The sequence below is a fragment of the Metallosphaera javensis (ex Sakai et al. 2022) genome, from assembly GCA_021654415.1.
In the GTDB taxonomy this organism is placed as follows: Archaea; Thermoproteota; Thermoprotei_A; order Sulfolobales; family Sulfolobaceae; genus Metallosphaera; species Metallosphaera javensis.
This window is the reverse complement of record AP024487.1, coordinates 1-16,830: the sequence shown is the minus strand read 5'-3', so window position 1 is coordinate 16,830 and position 16,830 is coordinate 1. Positions and strand designations below refer to the sequence as shown.

The window sequence follows — 16,830 nt, the reverse complement described above, 5'->3', positions numbered from 1 at the left end:
CTACAGTTTGATTTTCTTGGGATTAAAACAGTTTACCTTTAGTTTCCACCACGAGGTTTCAAACCTCCTATCAAGTAACCACACGGTAGCATGGTCTTCCCTGCTCCTTATTGCCCTGCCTATTGCCTGCTTCACCGCTATGAGGGCTGGTATCTCCATGAGTGCCTCCCTCACGGATTGACCTGTAAGTCTGTAAATGGCCTCGCTCCTCAGCTTGAGGTAGTCATCAAAGGAGGGGTACGGGATACCGCAGAGCGCCACGTCACTGATGATGCTTGCCCCATCCCTGGTGAGCTCTATCCCCTCGGATAATTTCCCTCTGGCAACCCCCGCAATCACCAGCTTCCTCCTGCCAGATTCCCTGATTACCTCCTCCAGGTCCGTTCTGCTACCCTCCACGTATTTGTCCACCTTCACGTGGGACATGACCTTCTCCATGATCGAGTAGCTGGGGAAAATAGCAAGTACATTTGCCTTCGCCGTGTGATATATTCTCAGTAGGTAACTGGCGTACCTCTTCCACATCTCCTGGCTCCTCAGGGAGTAGGAGGAGGTAACGTCCACTGCCAGCATGCAGTCAAAGGTGCCTGTCACCTTCCTTCTGAGCTCCTTCTCCACGTCCAGGTAAAGGATTCTCCTGTTTATGCCCAGGACCTTACTCAGGTAATCCTGAGGGGGCATGGTACCGGACATGAGTATCACGGGGAGATCGTCGCGGTTAAGGATGGACAGGAAGGGAGACGAGAGGAGAGGCTTCATTACCAGGTGACCGCGGTATGAGAAAACGGGAGACTCATCGGAACTGTAGAACTTGATAACTGTCCCCAGGTGAAGTTTCCTTATCGCCCTCTTCATTATCATTTCGTTCCTTCTCTCGTCGTACTCGTCCTTCAGGAGTTTCAGCTCGTTTTTATCCAGTTTAGGATAATTCTCCACCCTGATGTACCTTTCCTCTTGGAGGACCACCTCCGCCAGTTCCCTCCTGATCCTTTCCAGAATGGAGATTGCCTCCCTGCTCTTGACCTCCTTCAGTGCCAGCTCCAGGGTCTGCTGGCTTAGCTTCCTTTCAGCCAGTTCGTTGAGGTTATCCAGGTTGTGGGCCTCATCCACCACAAGTACGAACTCCTCCAGGTCCAGTCCGAGGGCCTCCCACATCCATGGGGTAAACACGTAGGGATAGGTCAGGGCAATCACTTCAGCCAGGCCTGTGGAGTTAAGCAGGGAGAAGTAGGGGCAGAACTTCTCCCTCATCCCCTTCTCCTTGAGTTCCCTGAGCAGGGTGAAGGGAGGTTCCTGGGAATCCACAGGGACTGGGACGTTGGAATCACAGAGGGAGCAATTTATGTCCTCGGTGTCTGCCCCCTCGTCTGCATACAGGCAAGCCCTGGCCTTTCCCATCACGAACCCAAACCTTTTCCCCAGTCTAGTTGCCTCCCTGTACACTGGGTAAAACTCGTTGTGGGTCCTGACCGCGAAGAGAACCCTAGGTCTAACTTCCAGCGCGGAAACTAAAGAGAAAAGGGTTTTCCCACTCCCTGTGGGAGACTGTAAAGCCACTAAAAGGCCTTCTCTTAATCCCTTAACTACCTTGTCCTTGAGCGCTAGTTGCCAGTCCCTCAGCTCCACTCTTGCGTCCTTGCAATAACCTCATCTAGCATTATATACCTTATGAATGACTTCTCTCCGAGCCTGGCAATATCTGAGGCCTTGCCCTTAACCTTGACGGTCATCATGAAGCTGAACACGTTATCGATCTTGGCCAGTGAAGAGATCTCCTTGAGGACGTCCTCCGAGGGGGAGGTATCGAGGACAAGGATAGCCCTTATCTCAGTGCTTGGGGAACTCTGAGCTATTTCCACTATCCTGTAATCCACCTTCGTTCTCAAAGCTTCGTTGTAACTTATCATTTCATACACCTAAGATAACATAGTGTTTTAACATTATAAAATAATCTACTAAATACCCAAGGGAATCGGGATCATATAAGTGAATTATTAAGTCAATTATAAGTCGTGAGTGTCGTGGAACTTTTAACCGGGACTGTCAATTTCCTCCCGTGATAGTCCAGAGACCGGAGATGAGGGTTGGGGAGAAAAGGAGGGTGGAGGTCGAGGGTAAGGTAATACTGTTAATATATCTGGGCGGGGAGAGGTACCTGGCGTTTGATAACGCGTGTCCGCACCTGGGTTGCGACCTCAGCAAGTACGGGGTGTTAATAAGGGAGGAACTTGTGTGCCAGTGCCACTTCAGCCACTTTTCGGTGAGGGATGGAAAACCACTGAAGGGAGCGTCAAAGAGGCCCATTACCGTGTACTCTGTGAAGGTTGAGGGGGACAGGCTTGTCCTTGAGAGGGTTAACCTGGAAAGAGGCAGTTGAGGATCCTCTTGGCCTCAAGGTAGTGTAGCTGACCCGTGGCTGTTGGGGAATCCACGTAGGTGTAGAGCAACTTGGAGCCCAGGAGGGAAATACCCAGCCTCTCAAGGGGATCCGGGCTCATGGGCATGAACGTGGAGTTGGGTTTTGTGGAGATATAGGAGAGTATTTCCCTGTATCCCGGGACGTTACCCACGGCTATCTTCACCGTGAAGGCCTCGCCGTATCTCAGGAACAGGTGATCTATCTCGTCCCGCGCTGGGAGGGAACGAAAGTAGTGGGCAGAGACCACCTTGTTCTTGAACTGGACTCTCCTTCTGGAGAGGAAGGAGGCCTCAACGTCATAAAGGATATTCAGTTCAGCCAGCCTGTTCAGGTAATCCTCCTTGAAGTCGTCTGTGAAGTCCCCAACGCCTCCCTCTTCCCTGTCCCTCAGGGTTACCATTATTCTGTGCTTCAGGGGGACAAGATCGAGCGGACTTGGAAATTGATGGGAGTAGTCCAGCCTCAGTTCCACTAGGTCTGCATCTATTTCCTTGACTCTTTTTACGTCTTCTGGTCTTGTCACAGGTAGGGACGCGACTATTAAAGGTCTATTCACGGAGAAAAGTACGCCCAGGCGTTAATATACATAGTCATGAACGAGTTTAGTAGAGGGAAGAAGGTACTTGAGAGATGGTTTCAGATTACCTTCACAGTCATGGTCCTAAGCTTATTTTGATTCAGAAAACTTGGTACTTCACGGTACTCCCCAAATTCAGTTTATGAAAAAATCACTAGAGCTTTATTTTAGACTGGAGGAGAGGATGTGAATTAAAACTCATGAAACAAACTGAACTCTGCTGGAGAAAGAAATTTGTGGGAGAGTGGGTAATACTAGGATGGTGATATTACCCATGATCACCCTACTCTCCCACAACGTAAACATCCAGAAGCTAGGATATATAACCCTTTCCTCGCTAAACTTCAAGGAAGGAAGAGGTAGCGAAGACGTTGGTCTCGGCCTGCCTGTGGAGAGACTCGGTGGAGAACAGGTCGAGAAGCTACGATATATCCCCACAGACCGTGAGGAACTACGTTAGTACTTAGGTAAAGTTTTTATCTTGGTATTACTAATATAGAATGTGGAGGAATTAGAGAAGGCTTACAGGGAGGAAAAGAATGCTAGGATAAGGCAGAGAATACTGGGGGTGAAGATGTACCTCGTGGACGGGTTCAGGGAGTACAGGGTGGCCGAGGTCCTCGGGGTTTCGTACTCAACGGTGAAGAAGTGGGTCGCGAAGTACAAGAGGGGAGGGGTCGGAGCGTTGAGGGATAGGCCAAGGTCGGGTAGGCCCAGGAAGTACTCCAGCGAGGAGGTGAAGAAGGTGCTGGAGACAAGTCCCAGGGAGCTGGGATACAACCTGGAGGGGTGGACCATGAGGGCGCTGAACGCTGAGCTGAGGAAGAGGGGGATAGTTTACAATAGGTATCACCTTTACAGGGTAGTGCACCAGCTGGGGTACGGTTTCGTGACGCCCAGGCCGGTGAACGCCAGGGCCGAGGTGGAGAAGCACCGCGATTTTAAAAAAAGTGAAGGAACTGATGGGACGCAGGATAGCGTTCTTCGATGAGACAAGGGTGGTGGTGGGCACCACGGTGAGGAGGTGCCTCGCCAGGAGGGGTTCCAGGCCCAGGATCAGGGTGAACCTGGGCTTCCAGCACTTCTACGTCTTCCTCGCCCTTGACGCCATTTCAAGGAAGGTGCTGTACACCCTCTACAACTCCCTCTCCAGCAAGAACATGAAGAGCTTCGTTTACAGGATGGAGAGGAAGTGGGGCAGGGAGACCAAGTACCTCGTCCTTGACAACCACTCCTCCCACAAGACGGGGGCTATCCTGGACCTGTTCAGGAGAAGGGGAGTGAGACCCGTTTTCACCCCAAAGTACTCGCCAGAGCTAAACCCTGTGGAGAGGATCTTCAAGGACCTGAAGTTCCACCTTGCGAACAGGTTCTTCAACAACGTGGAAGAGGCAAGGGAGGAGGTGAGGAGGTTCTTCGAGGAACATCACGATCAGTTTAATCTTGATGTGGTCCAATATCTGGATTTAGATGAAATAGAGGTAGAAAACAATGGATAAAAACTTCCACAAAGTACTAGTGGAGGAACAGGGGATAGAAGTAGCGGACCGCCTGCTCCAGGAGGTACAGGAAGTGGCGAGGGAGGTGTTGAAGGGGGTGGAGGAGGTGGACGTGAGCGTAGACTGGACGGGGGTGAAGTACTGGGGAGAGAGGGTGGAGGGGCTGGGAAGCGGGGATAAGGGATACCAGTGGAACTACGCCACAGCTACTACGGATTACAACGGCAAAACCGTAATCCTAGCCTTCACGCGCTACAACGGGATGAGCAAGGACGAAGTGGTGAAAATCCTCGTGGAGCAGGTCCTCTCCCTGGGATTTAAGATTGGGATAATAGCGCTGGACGCAGGCTTCTACACAGTAGAGGTCATAAAGTTCCTCTCCCAGTTTAGGTACATTGTGGGCGTCCCGGTGGGCGACGTCAAGGTTTACGAGGAGTATGACGGCCCTTACACCACCGCGAGCAAGAGGACTGATCAAGTCAGCTTCAGGTTGATCGTCCACGGTCGTGAAGTGACTAGAAGGAGGTCCCACGTCGAGTACTTCGCCAGGGCGACCAACCTCGACCTGCCCAAGGACAAGGTCTTGAGGCTTTACGACAGGATCAGGAACCCCATCGAGACTTCCTACAGGGAGGTGAAGGGCTTCCTCCCCTTCACCTGTTCCAGGAGCTGGGTCTTCCGCCTTCTCGTCTTCGTTTTGGCCACGTTCCTTTACTCGCTGTTCTTGTTCCTCAAGGGGGAAGTTAAGAGGACTGACTTCAAGCTTCTCCTTCATTTGCTTTTTATAGATGAAATACAAAATAAGTTCTTATCACGATTGATTAAAAGTATAGAACCGCTTTTTATTTATCTTGATTTATTTTTAAGGGGGTGATTTTGGGGAGTACCGGTGAGGGTGGGGGGCCATTCAGGTCTCCATTGCGAATTGAATTCTAGTTCCTTCATTTCTCATTATTCAATGTAGGATTAATTGAGTGATGACGTCTCGATCGTAAAGAAAACGAAAAGTATATGGATATTATTCCATTTCTGCAAAAAATTATCCAAAATGTTGTAGTTATCGGCGATGGCCCAGACGATCTGGAGTAGCCTGTGGGGCGTGTGGCACTTGCCGAACCTCCTCCTCTCCACCAGGGAGTTGAAGGACTCCACCAGGTTGTTGGTGGAGAGGAGGCGCTGAAGTTCTTGAGGAAGGGAGAGGAAGGAGAGGAGACCGCGTTCCACCAGTTCCTTGATCCTGTCAGGTAACTCGGCGAGCAGGCCAGACACGAGGAGGTCGATCTCCTTCCTTTCGTCGCGGTCCAGGCGCCTCTTGACGTGGTTGAGGCAGAGCTGCCTCTTCGCTTCTATTCCCGAGAGCTCAAGCGCGGAGTCCACGGACCTGACCATGTCCGCAACCACGAGCTTGAAGTTGAACTTCCTCCACACCCTTGCAAAAAGCCTCCAGTAACTCCTCGCGTCCTCCTCCTTAGCCAGGAGGAAGTCCAGCACGGCCCTTCTACCCTCGCGCGTGACGCCCATGGCCACCAGGAGGACTCCCTTCCCCTGAGCTTGACCCACTTCCTCTCAGCTATCACATACTGGAAGTCTCCCTCAACCTCAAGCTCGGGGGTCCAGAGCCTCGCGTTCATCTTCCCTCCCAGCACCGAGTAGAACGTGAGTTCCTGAGCACAGCTTCCTCCTCCCCCCTCAGCAACTCCCTCTCAACCTCCGTCCTCACCCTGCCCTTCCCGTCATACGCGGGCAACCTCACGCTCATCCACCTGAGCCTGTACTCAATCCTCCTGCCCTCCATCACCACCGAGAAACCTTTAAGAACCTGTACCTCGCGTATCCCCTCCTCTTCAGCCTCTTCCCCCTCGCGTACCTCGGGCTTACCTCCTCCGCCTCCCTCATCGCTAGCTCCTCCACCTCCTCAACAGGTTTATTTATGAGCCAGTGCTTAGGAAATACTGGGTCGAACACGATGTGTACCAACTCCTCCTGGAGTTGGTACGCGGGTTCGATAGTTAGTTTGCTCATGGTATGACATCGTGTTCGGCCCCCTTAAAGTATTACTGAAAAATGATAGATTGATTTTGATCATCCCACGTAGATTAACTAATTACAATTCGCAATGGAAACCTGAATGGCCCAGGGTGGGGCAGTTCACACTAATATAACGATACCATGTGAAATTATATGTGGCGGGATTAATGGATCCTCCCATCTTTACCCCGGGACATCGGTCTCGCGTCCCTTCCCTATCCATTAACGTTAACCTGAGAAATCTAGGGCTCTCTCCCACACTGCGTATTTTACGTCACAGACGATCTTGATACAACAAACCAGGTTAGGCTCAGAGATCTTGGTACCACAAGACGATCTCTTTTCTAATTTATCTCTATTACCTTTCGTAAGTCCTCATGGATGTGCATGTAATGCTCCCCTACGCGTTAGGCCCTAGAAAGTTCAGAGATGAGTCCGTAAAACTTTACACAGAATATAAAACTAGGCTTTTCAATTTTAAACGCCATGGATAGGGCTCTCAGTTACGCTGTCGCCACTATAATTGATGTTACAGTTGGCTCTGCACCTTTCCTAGGCCTTTCATTTTACGAGACTCTGGTCATAGTGTTGATTGGCTCTTCCATTTACTCGCTTATTTTGAGCGATTTCTCGATCTCCATGCCCCTCTCTCTTATTCCCTTCACCTTGATCTCTCACTCCCCCAGCTTTCTCGTTATATCGTCGTTGTCCACGGCCCTTTCCTACTACCTCAGGGATAAGGCGACGGCATTCCTCCTGACGCTAGGAGTTTCCATGCTGGTGTTCAATCTGGAGGCAGTGTTTCAGGTATTGGCCTTCGTGGTTCTGCTGGGGGTTCTCGTTTACCTGAAGGTGGACATTAGAGGAGTTGTTGCAAATGGAATTTTCCTTCTCCTTCTCTCAGCTATCTCCGCCATAAACCAGGGGTTTAGTTCGGAAGTTGTTAACACTCTCTCTGACGGAGCCTATTACTCCCTAACGTTTGGGGTGCTGGGACTTGCATCTCAGAACGCTAAATTGCCCAGAAGAATTCCTAGGATACCCCTGCTATTCCTTCCCTACGCTCTAGCCACCCTTGGATTTGGGATTCCACAGGATTACTACTGGTGGAATCCCTCATCTTTCCTGTTTAAGGCCAATCCGCTCTCGCTCTGGGTTCCGGACATCTATTTCCCACAGGTTAACCAGATCCTGGGATCATGGCCCCTATCTCACGAGCTGGTTCACCTTTACCTGGGAGTAAATATTTACATTGCAATCCTCACCTACCTCTCAGGGATTGGTAGCTACCTCATGTTCAAGAAACTGGGGGTCAGACAAGTATCTCTCTTCTCCCTAGTGTACCAGGTCCTATCACCCTTTCCCCACCCATACCTTCTCCTGGGATATGCCGTCCTGCCCTTCACAGCGTATCTCATGAACGTGAACGTGAGGAACTCGGTGAAGTATCCTGCCGTCATGCTGGTTAGCGTGATTGGTTCGTCCTTCTTTCTCTTTCCCGTTACCGCGCTCCTCATGGGAGCTTTCCTAGGGCGGAGAGACCTACCCTACATGGGGATTGCAGTTATTGGCGCTAATGCGTTCTGGATAATTCCCTACCTGATTCTCGGTTGGGCCAAGTAATGGAGAGATCACTTCATACCTGACCCTAGCCCTTCTTCTTCCTGTGCTCGTGATAGCCGCCAGATTTGAGGAGAGGATGAAGGTGATGATAGCCCTAGGCTCATTGACCTACCTAGTGTCTGGTCTTCCTTACTCTGAACTGGCCTATCCCGTGGTGATAGCTTCGTCTCTCCTTCTCGTGAGTGGAGAAGGAGTTAAGAGAGTGATGGCTGGTGTCGTTGTTTTCCTCCTCCTCGCCACAGCGGTGCTTCAGTTTGGGGGATATCAGCAGTTGTCCATACCGCCCAACATACAGACAATTAGTAAGGAAGTTCAGAACGCCACCATGGTCTGGTGGAACTATTCCTATCCCCTTCTTTCCCCAGCACCCATTAATACCTCTCCCATAGCTCCTCAGGGACTTCAATACATAGTGAATAGTCAGGGTAAAGTGATACCTAACCCGAACTACACTGGGTTCCCTGCGTTCTTCAAGGTTATTCTCCCAGAAAATATAACGAGAGTTAACGGTACCTGGGTACCAGAAACGTATCCAGTGCTCACATTGAACTCCTCTCACTTTTTCCTGGATTACGAGTCTAGAGGGTTGGTGGTTAACGTCTCTCAGAACGTTCTCATCAAAAGTCCAATAGGAGAGCAATTCATAGCGTGGCGGATACCTAGTAATGAGACCACACTTTTAGTGAGCCTGACAGGTAGCTGGATCTCGTATCTCGGACAACCATTGCTATTTCTAGGATATAACGTGAGCAATCAAAGTTCTGTGACGCCCATAAACTTCACAGCTCTGACGGTCTGGCTTACCAATGGTGAGCAGATAATCCTGTATTCCAACGGAGTGCATGTTCTGCCTAGCGGGTATCCCATTCCTACCTCAGGTTCGTTCAATCTCAATTTCTATTTTGTTAAGGAAGGAAACTTCACCATACTCACGGGAGAGAAGATAAACGGAATTTTTCATGTCCTCCATATCAACACTACTCTTCCCTGGAACGATATTAGCGCAGTCGGTCTCATCCTTCCCCTGAGAAATGAGATGAACGTAACTCAGATTCAGGTTTCGTCTTTTGTCCCCACCAATATTACCCAGAACTGGATATCATGGAACTCATCTAAACCCTTTCAGATCACATTCTTCCCCAGCTCCATCTTAAATGGAACCGTTTACTTCAGGTCCACTGCCCCTCTCTCACTGGAGGTTAACGGGGTTACTGCCAAGAATGGTACAACATTCTCAAAGGTGAATAACATTACCCTTATCTCAGGGCCTGGGCCAGTCAACGTAACTGCGCTTTACCTGGTTCACGATCATGTAAGCTCGTACGTGATAGGAACTCTGCCAATAAATACATCCTACCATGTGGAGGTGAAACAGATATTGGGTGGGGAGGAACTTGTGGTGTCTTCCCCAGTTGATCTGAACATGACCGTGATACCTCTAAATGGGTTGGGGTATAAACTTGATGGTCTTCCCTTCAAGGGACCAATTGCGAAATTAACACCCGGTAGACATGTGGTGGAGATCATCTATCCCGGTGAGTCGTTCCTTTTACTAGGGCTTTATCTAACTTCCCTTTCCTTCGCCATAGCCCTGATATCTGAGAAGGTCAAGGAGGGTCTAATCACGATAAGAGGCTTTATTAACAGAATTCTTGATAAAATTGAAAATTAGTTTCAGATAACACCAACATGACCTATCTAATCGTTTAGATTGCTCTGAAGTCTTTTAACTTCGTTGAAACGCGAACCTGCTGACTTTAGTCTTCCCCCGGATAAGCTTAAAATTTTCCTAAACCTTCGTCCTGTTACAAGAATGAAGTCCACGATAGTGATTCATAGGGTAACAAAGTCGGTGAGCGGTGAGGGAAATGTGGTCAGGGCATCAGCTGAACTCCTTCGAGAGAGAGGGGTAGAAACCACGCTGGCCACCTTCTCACCTCCGCTGGACGACCTTGGGCTGCCCCATGTTTCAGCTGTTCCATTTAAACTTAGGCTGTTCGATAAGTATCAGAGGGTTCTCACTTGCATCTCTGCCAGGAGAACCAAACCCGATTTCTTCCTGAACATAACTGCAATCCCTATACCGCTTTCAGATATAGCGACACACATAATCTATGGTGTTGCGCCAGAGTTTTCCTCTGTTCCCTCCAAGTACAACACCTCTTGGATATGGATGGCTTATCTCCTACCTCTACGGGGTCTTTTGAAAAGGTTCAGGGAGGAAGCTAGGAGGTCGGTATTCATAGCAAACTCGGCTTATTCTTCCAAGGCAATAAGGGAGATATATGGAGTTGAATCCACGGTGGTGTATCCTCCAGTGGACGTTACGGATTTCCTAAAGGCCTTCCATGAGGAGGGAGAGCCGTTCTTTGTGACCATTGGAAGATTTGAACCTGGAAAGAGGCTAGATCTTGCCGTGCGCCTATCCTCCATGAGTGGAGTTAGGGGAGTCATAGTGGGCTCCATGGAAAGCGATAGTTACATGAAAAAGCTTGTCAGATTGAGCAGGGAACTCAAGGCAGATGTCCAATTTCTCCCTAACTTGCCCAGGAACTCTCTTATAGAACTCATGGGGAAGGCCTCAGTCTACTTCCATCCGACCTTGGGAGAACACTTTGGAATACCCATAGTGGAGGCCATGGCAGCTGGATTGGTCCCCATAGTGCCAAGGGAGAGTGGCGGTTTCGAAATAGTGCCCGAGTTCAGTTATAACAACCTTGAAGAAGCATCGGAGCTTGTAAAAAAGGGTCTTAATACTCCAGCATCAACTAGAAGAGAGCTGAAAGATAAGGCCTTAAGCTTTGATAGGAGGAATTTTAAGGAGAAACTGTGGAATATAATAGACGAAGTGATTAGATAATTGATTGCACTTACAATCAAAGTTTGTAACTTCTTAGGAGTTAAAGGAAGGTTTAGATATGAACCGCACTTTATTAGTGAAACCCTATGTTGAAGGCCTCAGGTCTCTTGGGGCCGTAATCCTAAGTCTACCTGAGAAATTGAACATTTCGATAAGGATAATTATGAACCTGAAGAAATTAATGGAAATCCGCTAACGGAATGACCTTTTGACCATTGAACGTATGGCTAGACATTACTAGCTAAAAACGTTCTCAACGAGCTTCCGTCTAGAAAGAAAACTCGCTTTAAACAATGAAGAAGTATAACCTTTGGCTAATGTGCGTTTTAGTGATTGCAGCAAGGGAATCAAAAAATAAATCCATGAGCTAATTATAGCAATATTACTGAGCCAGTTTACCACTACATAGGATGAGGTAATAACAAAGGGTTTTAGAGCACGAATTGAAGATACCTCAACCTGACCATAATAATTCATGGTCTCGTAAGTAGAAAAGGATCCAGTGCCGTAACCCACGGGAGTTATTATCCTTGTTTCGTTTTTAAGTGGTATTATCTCTATTCCATACCAAAGTGGCTTCACCTTATAATCTGGAGAAATATTCAACTTCACTACGGAAAGATAATTATACCGATATTGAATGGTAACATTACTCAGGTTCTCTGAATTAGGCACATAAAAGATATATCCGTCCAAGGCAAGAAGGATACTTTGAGAATAATTTCCTGGAGTTGAATAGTAAATGGCTGACCCAAAAAACGCAGTGGGGTTCTCAATAAGGAATTTAACTATTCCCAACTCCTGTGATAGTCGTAATATTTCGGATGTATTATAAAGGTCGGTCGCCACGTAAAGAGAGGTATAAGGATTACTCCCTGTGGCTGGAACCTGATCTACCACTAGAGATCCTCCTGGATTCCAGAAAAACTGAGGAGGAGGTCTTATGGGGATGTTCCCTAGTGGCTTATATTCAGGGGTATACAGCCTTAGTGAAGGCGGAAAAATGAAAACTGTCTCCCCCTCAGATCCATTGTATAGCTCCCTATAAGCCTCCACCATTCCCTGGGGAAGGTTTATGGGATGCCATATCGACGCGAAGATAGAATAGCCCAGAGAAATGGTTATCATGACAAGAAGTAGAGAGGAAGTCCAGAGAATTCTACTTAGGGAATTTCTGCTCAGATTGGCTATAATCATGGAAACAAGAATACTGGCCATGGGGTTATATTCGTAGGGGTCCACGTCACTAAAGACCGTACTATGAATAAGTGAATATAGGCCTAAGTAATCTTGATTATAACTAACTAAGGCGAACAACAAAATGGCAAAAATTAATGGGAAATAGATCTTCCTTTTAACAAGATAGAGTAACCCCAATGCGGCTATAATTACTAGAGACAATGAAATTAATTCACCATTTGGATATATTTGCGTGAAATAATTAGGGGCAACTTGAGTGCCCAAGATTTCTAACATGTTAAAGTTTGGTTTTGACTCTGCTACCCTTGTTGCAATATAGGAGAAGGCATAATATGCACTCCCGTGTGTCAAGACCAAGTAAATTGAGTTTACATGAATGAGTGAGAAAAAGATCAAGACAATGGACGGCGTCAGGAAACCCTTCAATACGGACCTCTTGGATCGTGAGAAACTACTTCCTGATCTAGGCCTTGAGATTACCCTAAAAATTTCCACTGACAGGATTGAGAGAATCAGTGAAGGTATAGAGGGGCCATATACACCTAAAAAGGTTAGGGGAATAAGGGAATATATGAGTTTACCCTCACCTTTTATTCTGTATCTGTAGTAGTAAGCTAAAAACCAAGGAATGGGAGCCACATAAAGTGTAGTGGGAGAGTCAATTATAACTGAAAGTGTGCCGGGATTAAATAGTCCAATAAGGGTTCCAGTTACTATAAGAGCTCTATTTCTTGTAAAAGTAGCCACAAGAGTCCTAATTCCAAACGCGTACAGAAGTAAATAAAGGAAATAGAAGACGTTTATTCCTAAATGTCCAAAGAGTAATACTAGTATTGATTGTGCCAGAGCAAGGCCAGGGTTTAAATTTATTGAAAAAATCGGTGGACCTAGCGAAATTCCAGAAAGTGAAAGTAATGGGTAAAGGGGTACGAATGATGGAACGGTACTGAAGTCGAAGTACCCCACATATCCATTTAGTAGTAACTCATGGAAAACAATAAACACAGAGGCAGAAATAATTGCTGAATCTAATAATGTCATGACATCGATAGTTGGTCTAAATTTCATCGGTTTAACTGGGTTGTTGGGACCTAAATTTTTTCTCATGAAACTAGGTAAAGAGCGAAAGTTCATAGTGTTGCCATACTTGCATAAATTTGTTTTATGGCTTCGTGACTTCGCATTGAATTCCTTGAAACTTAAAATATACCAACATGACGAGATTATACGAAAGTTCATTTTATAAGTGAGCAGTACAGAACCAAACAATAAATCTATATAAATTCAAAAGAAACACATTTCTAGTTGATACTCAGTCGTGCAATGAATGTTCTAGTTAATAATCTAAAGCATGGGAGTCATTTTGGAATAGAATAATTATATGAAATAATGCACGCTTTTGCTATCCTTCGTTTTTTTCGACTTTATAAAGGATTTTATTGATAAAGGTCCTGATTTGTGTTAAGCTATTCTTTAGTATTTCAGATAACATAGCAATCACAAACGATAGGAATGTGAAATAAAGTCCTATAATGAGATATGCCTGTCCAGGATAGAGTATCTCAAGGACGTGAGTCCCAGGCCTTAGCACAGCAGTGTCGGAGACGTTAAGTGGGATACCATCTAGTTTATAAACCAAACCTAAAGGAATCACGGTCATATTTAAACTAATATGAGACTGTACTACTATTTTCTCTCCACCTAACAGAGGGTTTATCTTCACTAGGTATGTTAAATTAATGGGATAGGCCCCTACAATATATTCTCTCGTACCATTATGAATAAAATATATGGATGTAACATTTACAAACCCTGGACCGGAAATAAGCGTAATGTTGCTCGCATTAAGGAACGTACTCCCGTTGCTAGCGGGGATACCATTAACTTCCATGAATACCGGCCTCTTTGAGGCTAGATAGATGGTTCCATTTAGGGGCTTATTGGGATAAAAGCTAATCTTAAATGGTACAGGTGAGTCCCAAGATATCCAATTCTGCGTGACGTTGGTGGGGACGAATTGTGGAAACTGTATTTGAGTTAGGTTCAGTTCATCCCCTATTGGAAGAATAAGCCCCACTGCATTCACTTCATACCAGGGAAGGGTAGTATTTATATAAAGGGAATGAAATTTACCGTTTATCTGCTCTCCAGCAAGTATTGTGAAGTTTCCTTGATCAATGAAATAGAAGTTAATGTTGAACGAACCCGAGGTGGGAATTGGACAAGCACGCGGGAGAATTCGTAAGCCATGGTTAGAGTATAGGAAGATTTGCCCAGCTTTAGTAAGCCACAATGTGAGAGCTGTGAAGTTTATAGGGGCTAACGAGCTGTAATTGGATACGTTATACCCTAGGAATAACATAGGTTCCCCTGAGTACGAGATCCAGCTACCGGTTAAGCCCACCAGTAGTGTGGACCTGTTCTCAGCTTCAGGAATCTTCCATGCTACAAACTGCTCCCCCAACAAACTCTTAATGACAATTCCGTAAGACGTGTTAACTGTGATATTTGGCGATTTATAATCTATGTGGAAAAACGAGGAGTTTAAGGTATATTGAGCGTAAGTCTCCGAGATCCATGTGCCATTGACCCTGGTCAAGTTTCTAGGAAAAATAACCTTAAACGAGGCTGGAAATCCCGTGTAATTAGGATTGGGAATAACATTTCCCTGGTTATTAACTATATATTGTATTGCCTGTGAAATTATCTGAGTAGTATTTGTTGGAACGGGCGATAGGAGAGGGTAAGAGTAGTTCCACCATATTAAAGTAGCGTTATCAACTTTCTTATCTATCTCCTGCACGTTCGATGGAATAGAGACGCCATGATAATTTGCGAATTGAAGAACTGAAGTTATAAGAAGGAGGGTAATTACAACTCCTGCTAGGATCCTCTTTATCCCTACTCCACTTATTACAATGAGTGTGGAGGCTATTGCCACGGGATAAGCTAGTTCTGAGTAAGGAAGTCCTGATACCAGGTAAGCAATGGAACCCAGAGAGATCAGTACCTTAACCCTATCCTCTACCTTAACTGTCATGACAAGGATTGGAAGCAGTAGAGCCAAGGAGAGATAGGAGGGTATTTCTCCACTGGCTGGGGCGCCTAATATGATGTAAGGGATTATCCAGAATGCGTTGGCGCCCACCATAGCTACTCCGATCCAGGGCAGATCTTTCCTTTTTAGAAAAGCTCCTATTAGAATCGCGGATACAGGGAACAGGAAGAAAGATGAGCCGATAACACTCATTAGCATTACTGCTGGGTATTTCACAGCACTCCTCATGTTTATACTCATGAGATAAGCTGTAAACGGAAGGATGGCATATCCAAGGAGTAGATAGGGATGAGGAAAGGGAGAGAGAAGTTGATACACTAGGGAAAAAAGTGATGCCTGCCTAATCCCTTGTTTCTTAAACATGAGGTAACTGCCAATCCCTGAGAGGTAGGTGAGTAACGCAATATAAAGATCGACACCTATTGGTAGATGGATCAACAAGTGTGCTAGTGGCCATGAACCCAGTATCTGGTTAACCTGAGGGAAATAGGTAATTGGAACCCAAAGAGAGAGTGGATCGGCCTTGAACAGGAAGGAGCTTGGGTTCCACCAGTAATACTTAAATGGGATGCCAAATCCCAATGTTATAAGAGCATAAGGAAGGTAAAGGAGGGGAACTCTAGGAACTTTCCTAGGCAATCTAATGTCTTGGAATACTATTCCTAGAACTCCAAAGGCCAGGGAATAATAAGCTCCATCAGAGAAAATGTTCACGAGTGAGGAGTTGAGGCCTTGGTTAGCTGCAATTACTGCTGATATTATGAGAAGAAAGATTCCATTGGCCACAATTCCTAGAAGATCAACTTTAAGGTAGATCAGGACTGCCACCAAGATTAGGAAGGCCAGAAGCTGGTAAACGGCCTCTAGGTCAAATGTGACCAGGAAAACTCCAAGGGTTAGAAGAAACGCTGTTGCTTTCTCCTTTAAGTAGTAGGAAAGAACTGTAGAAACTGACGAGACGAGTAGAAATGAATAAGAGTGGGAAATCAACGTGAAGGGAACGAGCGAGATTGGAATGAAGATTGAAAGGTCACTTATCAAAAATGAGTATATTGCGGTGCCAAGCAATATTATTGCTATAATTTGATAAAATGAAAGACCCAGGAAAGGTGCAGAACCTATGGCAATATCTAGAATAATAGCGATGAGATAGCTTAGTGCTTTATCCATAGCAGTTTATGAAAGAGCCTCCTTTTATGTTCTTTGATAAGAATAAAGAACATTATCGTATTGATATCACCTTGTACACTTATATACAGAGCATCTTAGAACGTGTTATAATTTGATGTTCTTCATTAGTACATATAGCTCCGAGGACTACTGAGACCAGTGGTAACTAAGCAATCTTGGCACCTTCGTTAACTGGACGTTTTAGAACAATATCGGATTGTTCAGATCATACAATTTCCTTCAAATATCCCTATAATTAAGTTCCACTCTATCCTAACATGTAAGTCTATACATCATGATAGTAATTTTCAGAACTCACATCACACTGAACAGTTTCTTGACATCACCCGCCTACAGGTAAAGGGTTTTAAGCAGGCGAGTGGGCCTCATGACGCT

14 protein-coding genes and 2 pseudogenes are annotated in these 16,830 nt (G+C 46.2%); 8 read left to right on the top strand and 8 right to left on the bottom strand.

Going from position 1 to position 16,830, the window contains the following annotated elements; genetic code table 11:
• Window positions 1-1,626, bottom strand: coding sequence for a helicase C-terminal domain-containing protein (locus tag QVC96_RS00070; protein ID WP_287689585.1), 1,626 nt, complete (start codon window positions 1,624-1,626; stop codon window positions 1-3).
• On the bottom strand, window positions 1,617-1,907 hold the full coding sequence (locus QVC96_RS00065; RefSeq protein ID WP_238027109.1) for a hypothetical protein: 291 nt from the start codon (window positions 1,905-1,907) through the stop codon (window positions 1,617-1,619). The genes QVC96_RS00070 and QVC96_RS00065 overlap by 10 nt, the downstream gene beginning before the upstream one ends.
• A gap of 149 nt (window positions 1,908-2,056) precedes the next feature.
• On the opposite strand from QVC96_RS00065, the gene QVC96_RS00060 reads away from it, so the two are divergent.
• Window positions 2,057-2,377 (top strand): Rieske (2Fe-2S) protein, encoded by a 321-nt coding sequence (locus tag QVC96_RS00060; RefSeq protein ID WP_287689584.1) that lies wholly within the window; start codon window positions 2,057-2,059, stop codon window positions 2,375-2,377.
• Here the strand turns inward: QVC96_RS00060 and QVC96_RS00055 are convergent.
• Window positions 2,355-2,975 (bottom strand): type I 3-dehydroquinate dehydratase, encoded by a 621-nt coding sequence (locus QVC96_RS00055; RefSeq protein ID WP_287689583.1) that lies wholly within the window; start codon window positions 2,973-2,975, stop codon window positions 2,355-2,357. The genes QVC96_RS00060 and QVC96_RS00055 overlap by 23 nt on opposite strands.
• A gap of 295 nt (window positions 2,976-3,270) precedes the next feature.
• On the opposite strand from QVC96_RS00055, the pseudogene QVC96_RS00050 reads away from it, so the two are divergent.
• The 4 genes and pseudogenes from QVC96_RS00050 to QVC96_RS00035 all read left to right on the top strand — a co-directional run.
• A pseudogene (locus QVC96_RS00050) lies at window positions 3,271-3,454 on the top strand (DUF4322 domain-containing protein); the annotation flags it as partial.
• 44 nt (window positions 3,455-3,498) lie between these two features.
• Window positions 3,499-3,987: a helix-turn-helix domain-containing protein gene (locus QVC96_RS00045; protein ID WP_238027283.1), complete on the top strand. Its 489-nt coding sequence runs from the start codon at window positions 3,499-3,501 to the stop codon at window positions 3,985-3,987.
• Window positions 3,959-4,495, top strand: a complete 537-nt coding sequence (locus QVC96_RS00040) for an IS630 family transposase (protein ID WP_287688834.1) — start codon at window positions 3,959-3,961, stop codon at window positions 4,493-4,495. Before QVC96_RS00045 ends, QVC96_RS00040 begins: the two co-directional genes overlap by 29 nt.
• Before the next feature lie 19 nt (window positions 4,496-4,514).
• Window positions 4,515-5,369 (top strand): annotated as a pseudogene (locus QVC96_RS00035) (transposase); the annotation flags it as partial.
• A gap of 92 nt (window positions 5,370-5,461) precedes the next feature.
• On the opposite strand, the gene QVC96_RS13835 reads toward QVC96_RS00035, so the two are convergent.
• The 3 genes from QVC96_RS13835 to QVC96_RS13825 form a co-directional block, all read right to left on the bottom strand.
• Window positions 5,462-6,055 (bottom strand): transposase, encoded by a 594-nt coding sequence (locus tag QVC96_RS13835; protein ID WP_425597963.1) that lies wholly within the window; start codon window positions 6,053-6,055, stop codon window positions 5,462-5,464.
• 67 nt (window positions 6,056-6,122) lie between these two features.
• Entirely contained in the window at window positions 6,123-6,290 is a 168-nt protein-coding gene (locus QVC96_RS13830) for a hypothetical protein (RefSeq protein WP_425597962.1), read from the bottom strand.
• Window positions 6,290-6,517, bottom strand: a complete 228-nt coding sequence (locus QVC96_RS13825; RefSeq protein WP_425597961.1) for a hypothetical protein — start codon at window positions 6,515-6,517, stop codon at window positions 6,290-6,292. The genes QVC96_RS13830 and QVC96_RS13825 overlap by 1 nt, the downstream gene beginning before the upstream one ends.
• Window positions 6,518-7,009: 492 nt before the next feature.
• Here QVC96_RS13825 and QVC96_RS00025 point away from each other — a divergent pair, with 492 nt between their 5' ends.
• The 3 genes from QVC96_RS00025 (at window position 7,010) to QVC96_RS00015 (ending at window position 11,006) form a co-directional block, all read left to right on the top strand.
• The gene (locus QVC96_RS00025) at window positions 7,010-8,146 is read left to right on the top strand and encodes a hypothetical protein (RefSeq protein WP_287689581.1); all 1,137 of its coding nucleotides are present in this window, start codon (window positions 7,010-7,012) and stop codon (window positions 8,144-8,146) included.
• Window positions 8,147-8,189: 43 nt separating this feature from the next.
• The gene (locus QVC96_RS00020; RefSeq protein ID WP_287689580.1) at window positions 8,190-9,818 is read left to right on the top strand and encodes a hypothetical protein; all 1,629 of its coding nucleotides are present in this window, start codon (window positions 8,190-8,192) and stop codon (window positions 9,816-9,818) included.
• Window positions 9,819-9,959: 141 nt separating this feature from the next.
• Window positions 9,960-11,006 (top strand): glycosyltransferase, encoded by a 1,047-nt coding sequence (locus QVC96_RS00015; protein ID WP_287689579.1) that lies wholly within the window; start codon window positions 9,960-9,962, stop codon window positions 11,004-11,006.
• Between the two features lie 237 nt (window positions 11,007-11,243).
• Here the strand turns inward: QVC96_RS00015 and QVC96_RS00010 are convergent, their stop codons facing one another.
• Window positions 11,244-13,313, bottom strand: coding sequence for a hypothetical protein (locus QVC96_RS00010; protein ID WP_287689578.1), 2,070 nt, complete (start codon window positions 13,311-13,313; stop codon window positions 11,244-11,246).
• Between the two features lie 295 nt (window positions 13,314-13,608).
• Window positions 13,609-16,434: a hypothetical protein gene (locus tag QVC96_RS00005; protein WP_287689577.1), complete on the bottom strand. Its 2,826-nt coding sequence runs from the start codon at window positions 16,432-16,434 to the stop codon at window positions 13,609-13,611.
• Window positions 16,435-16,830: the final 396 nt, after the last annotated feature.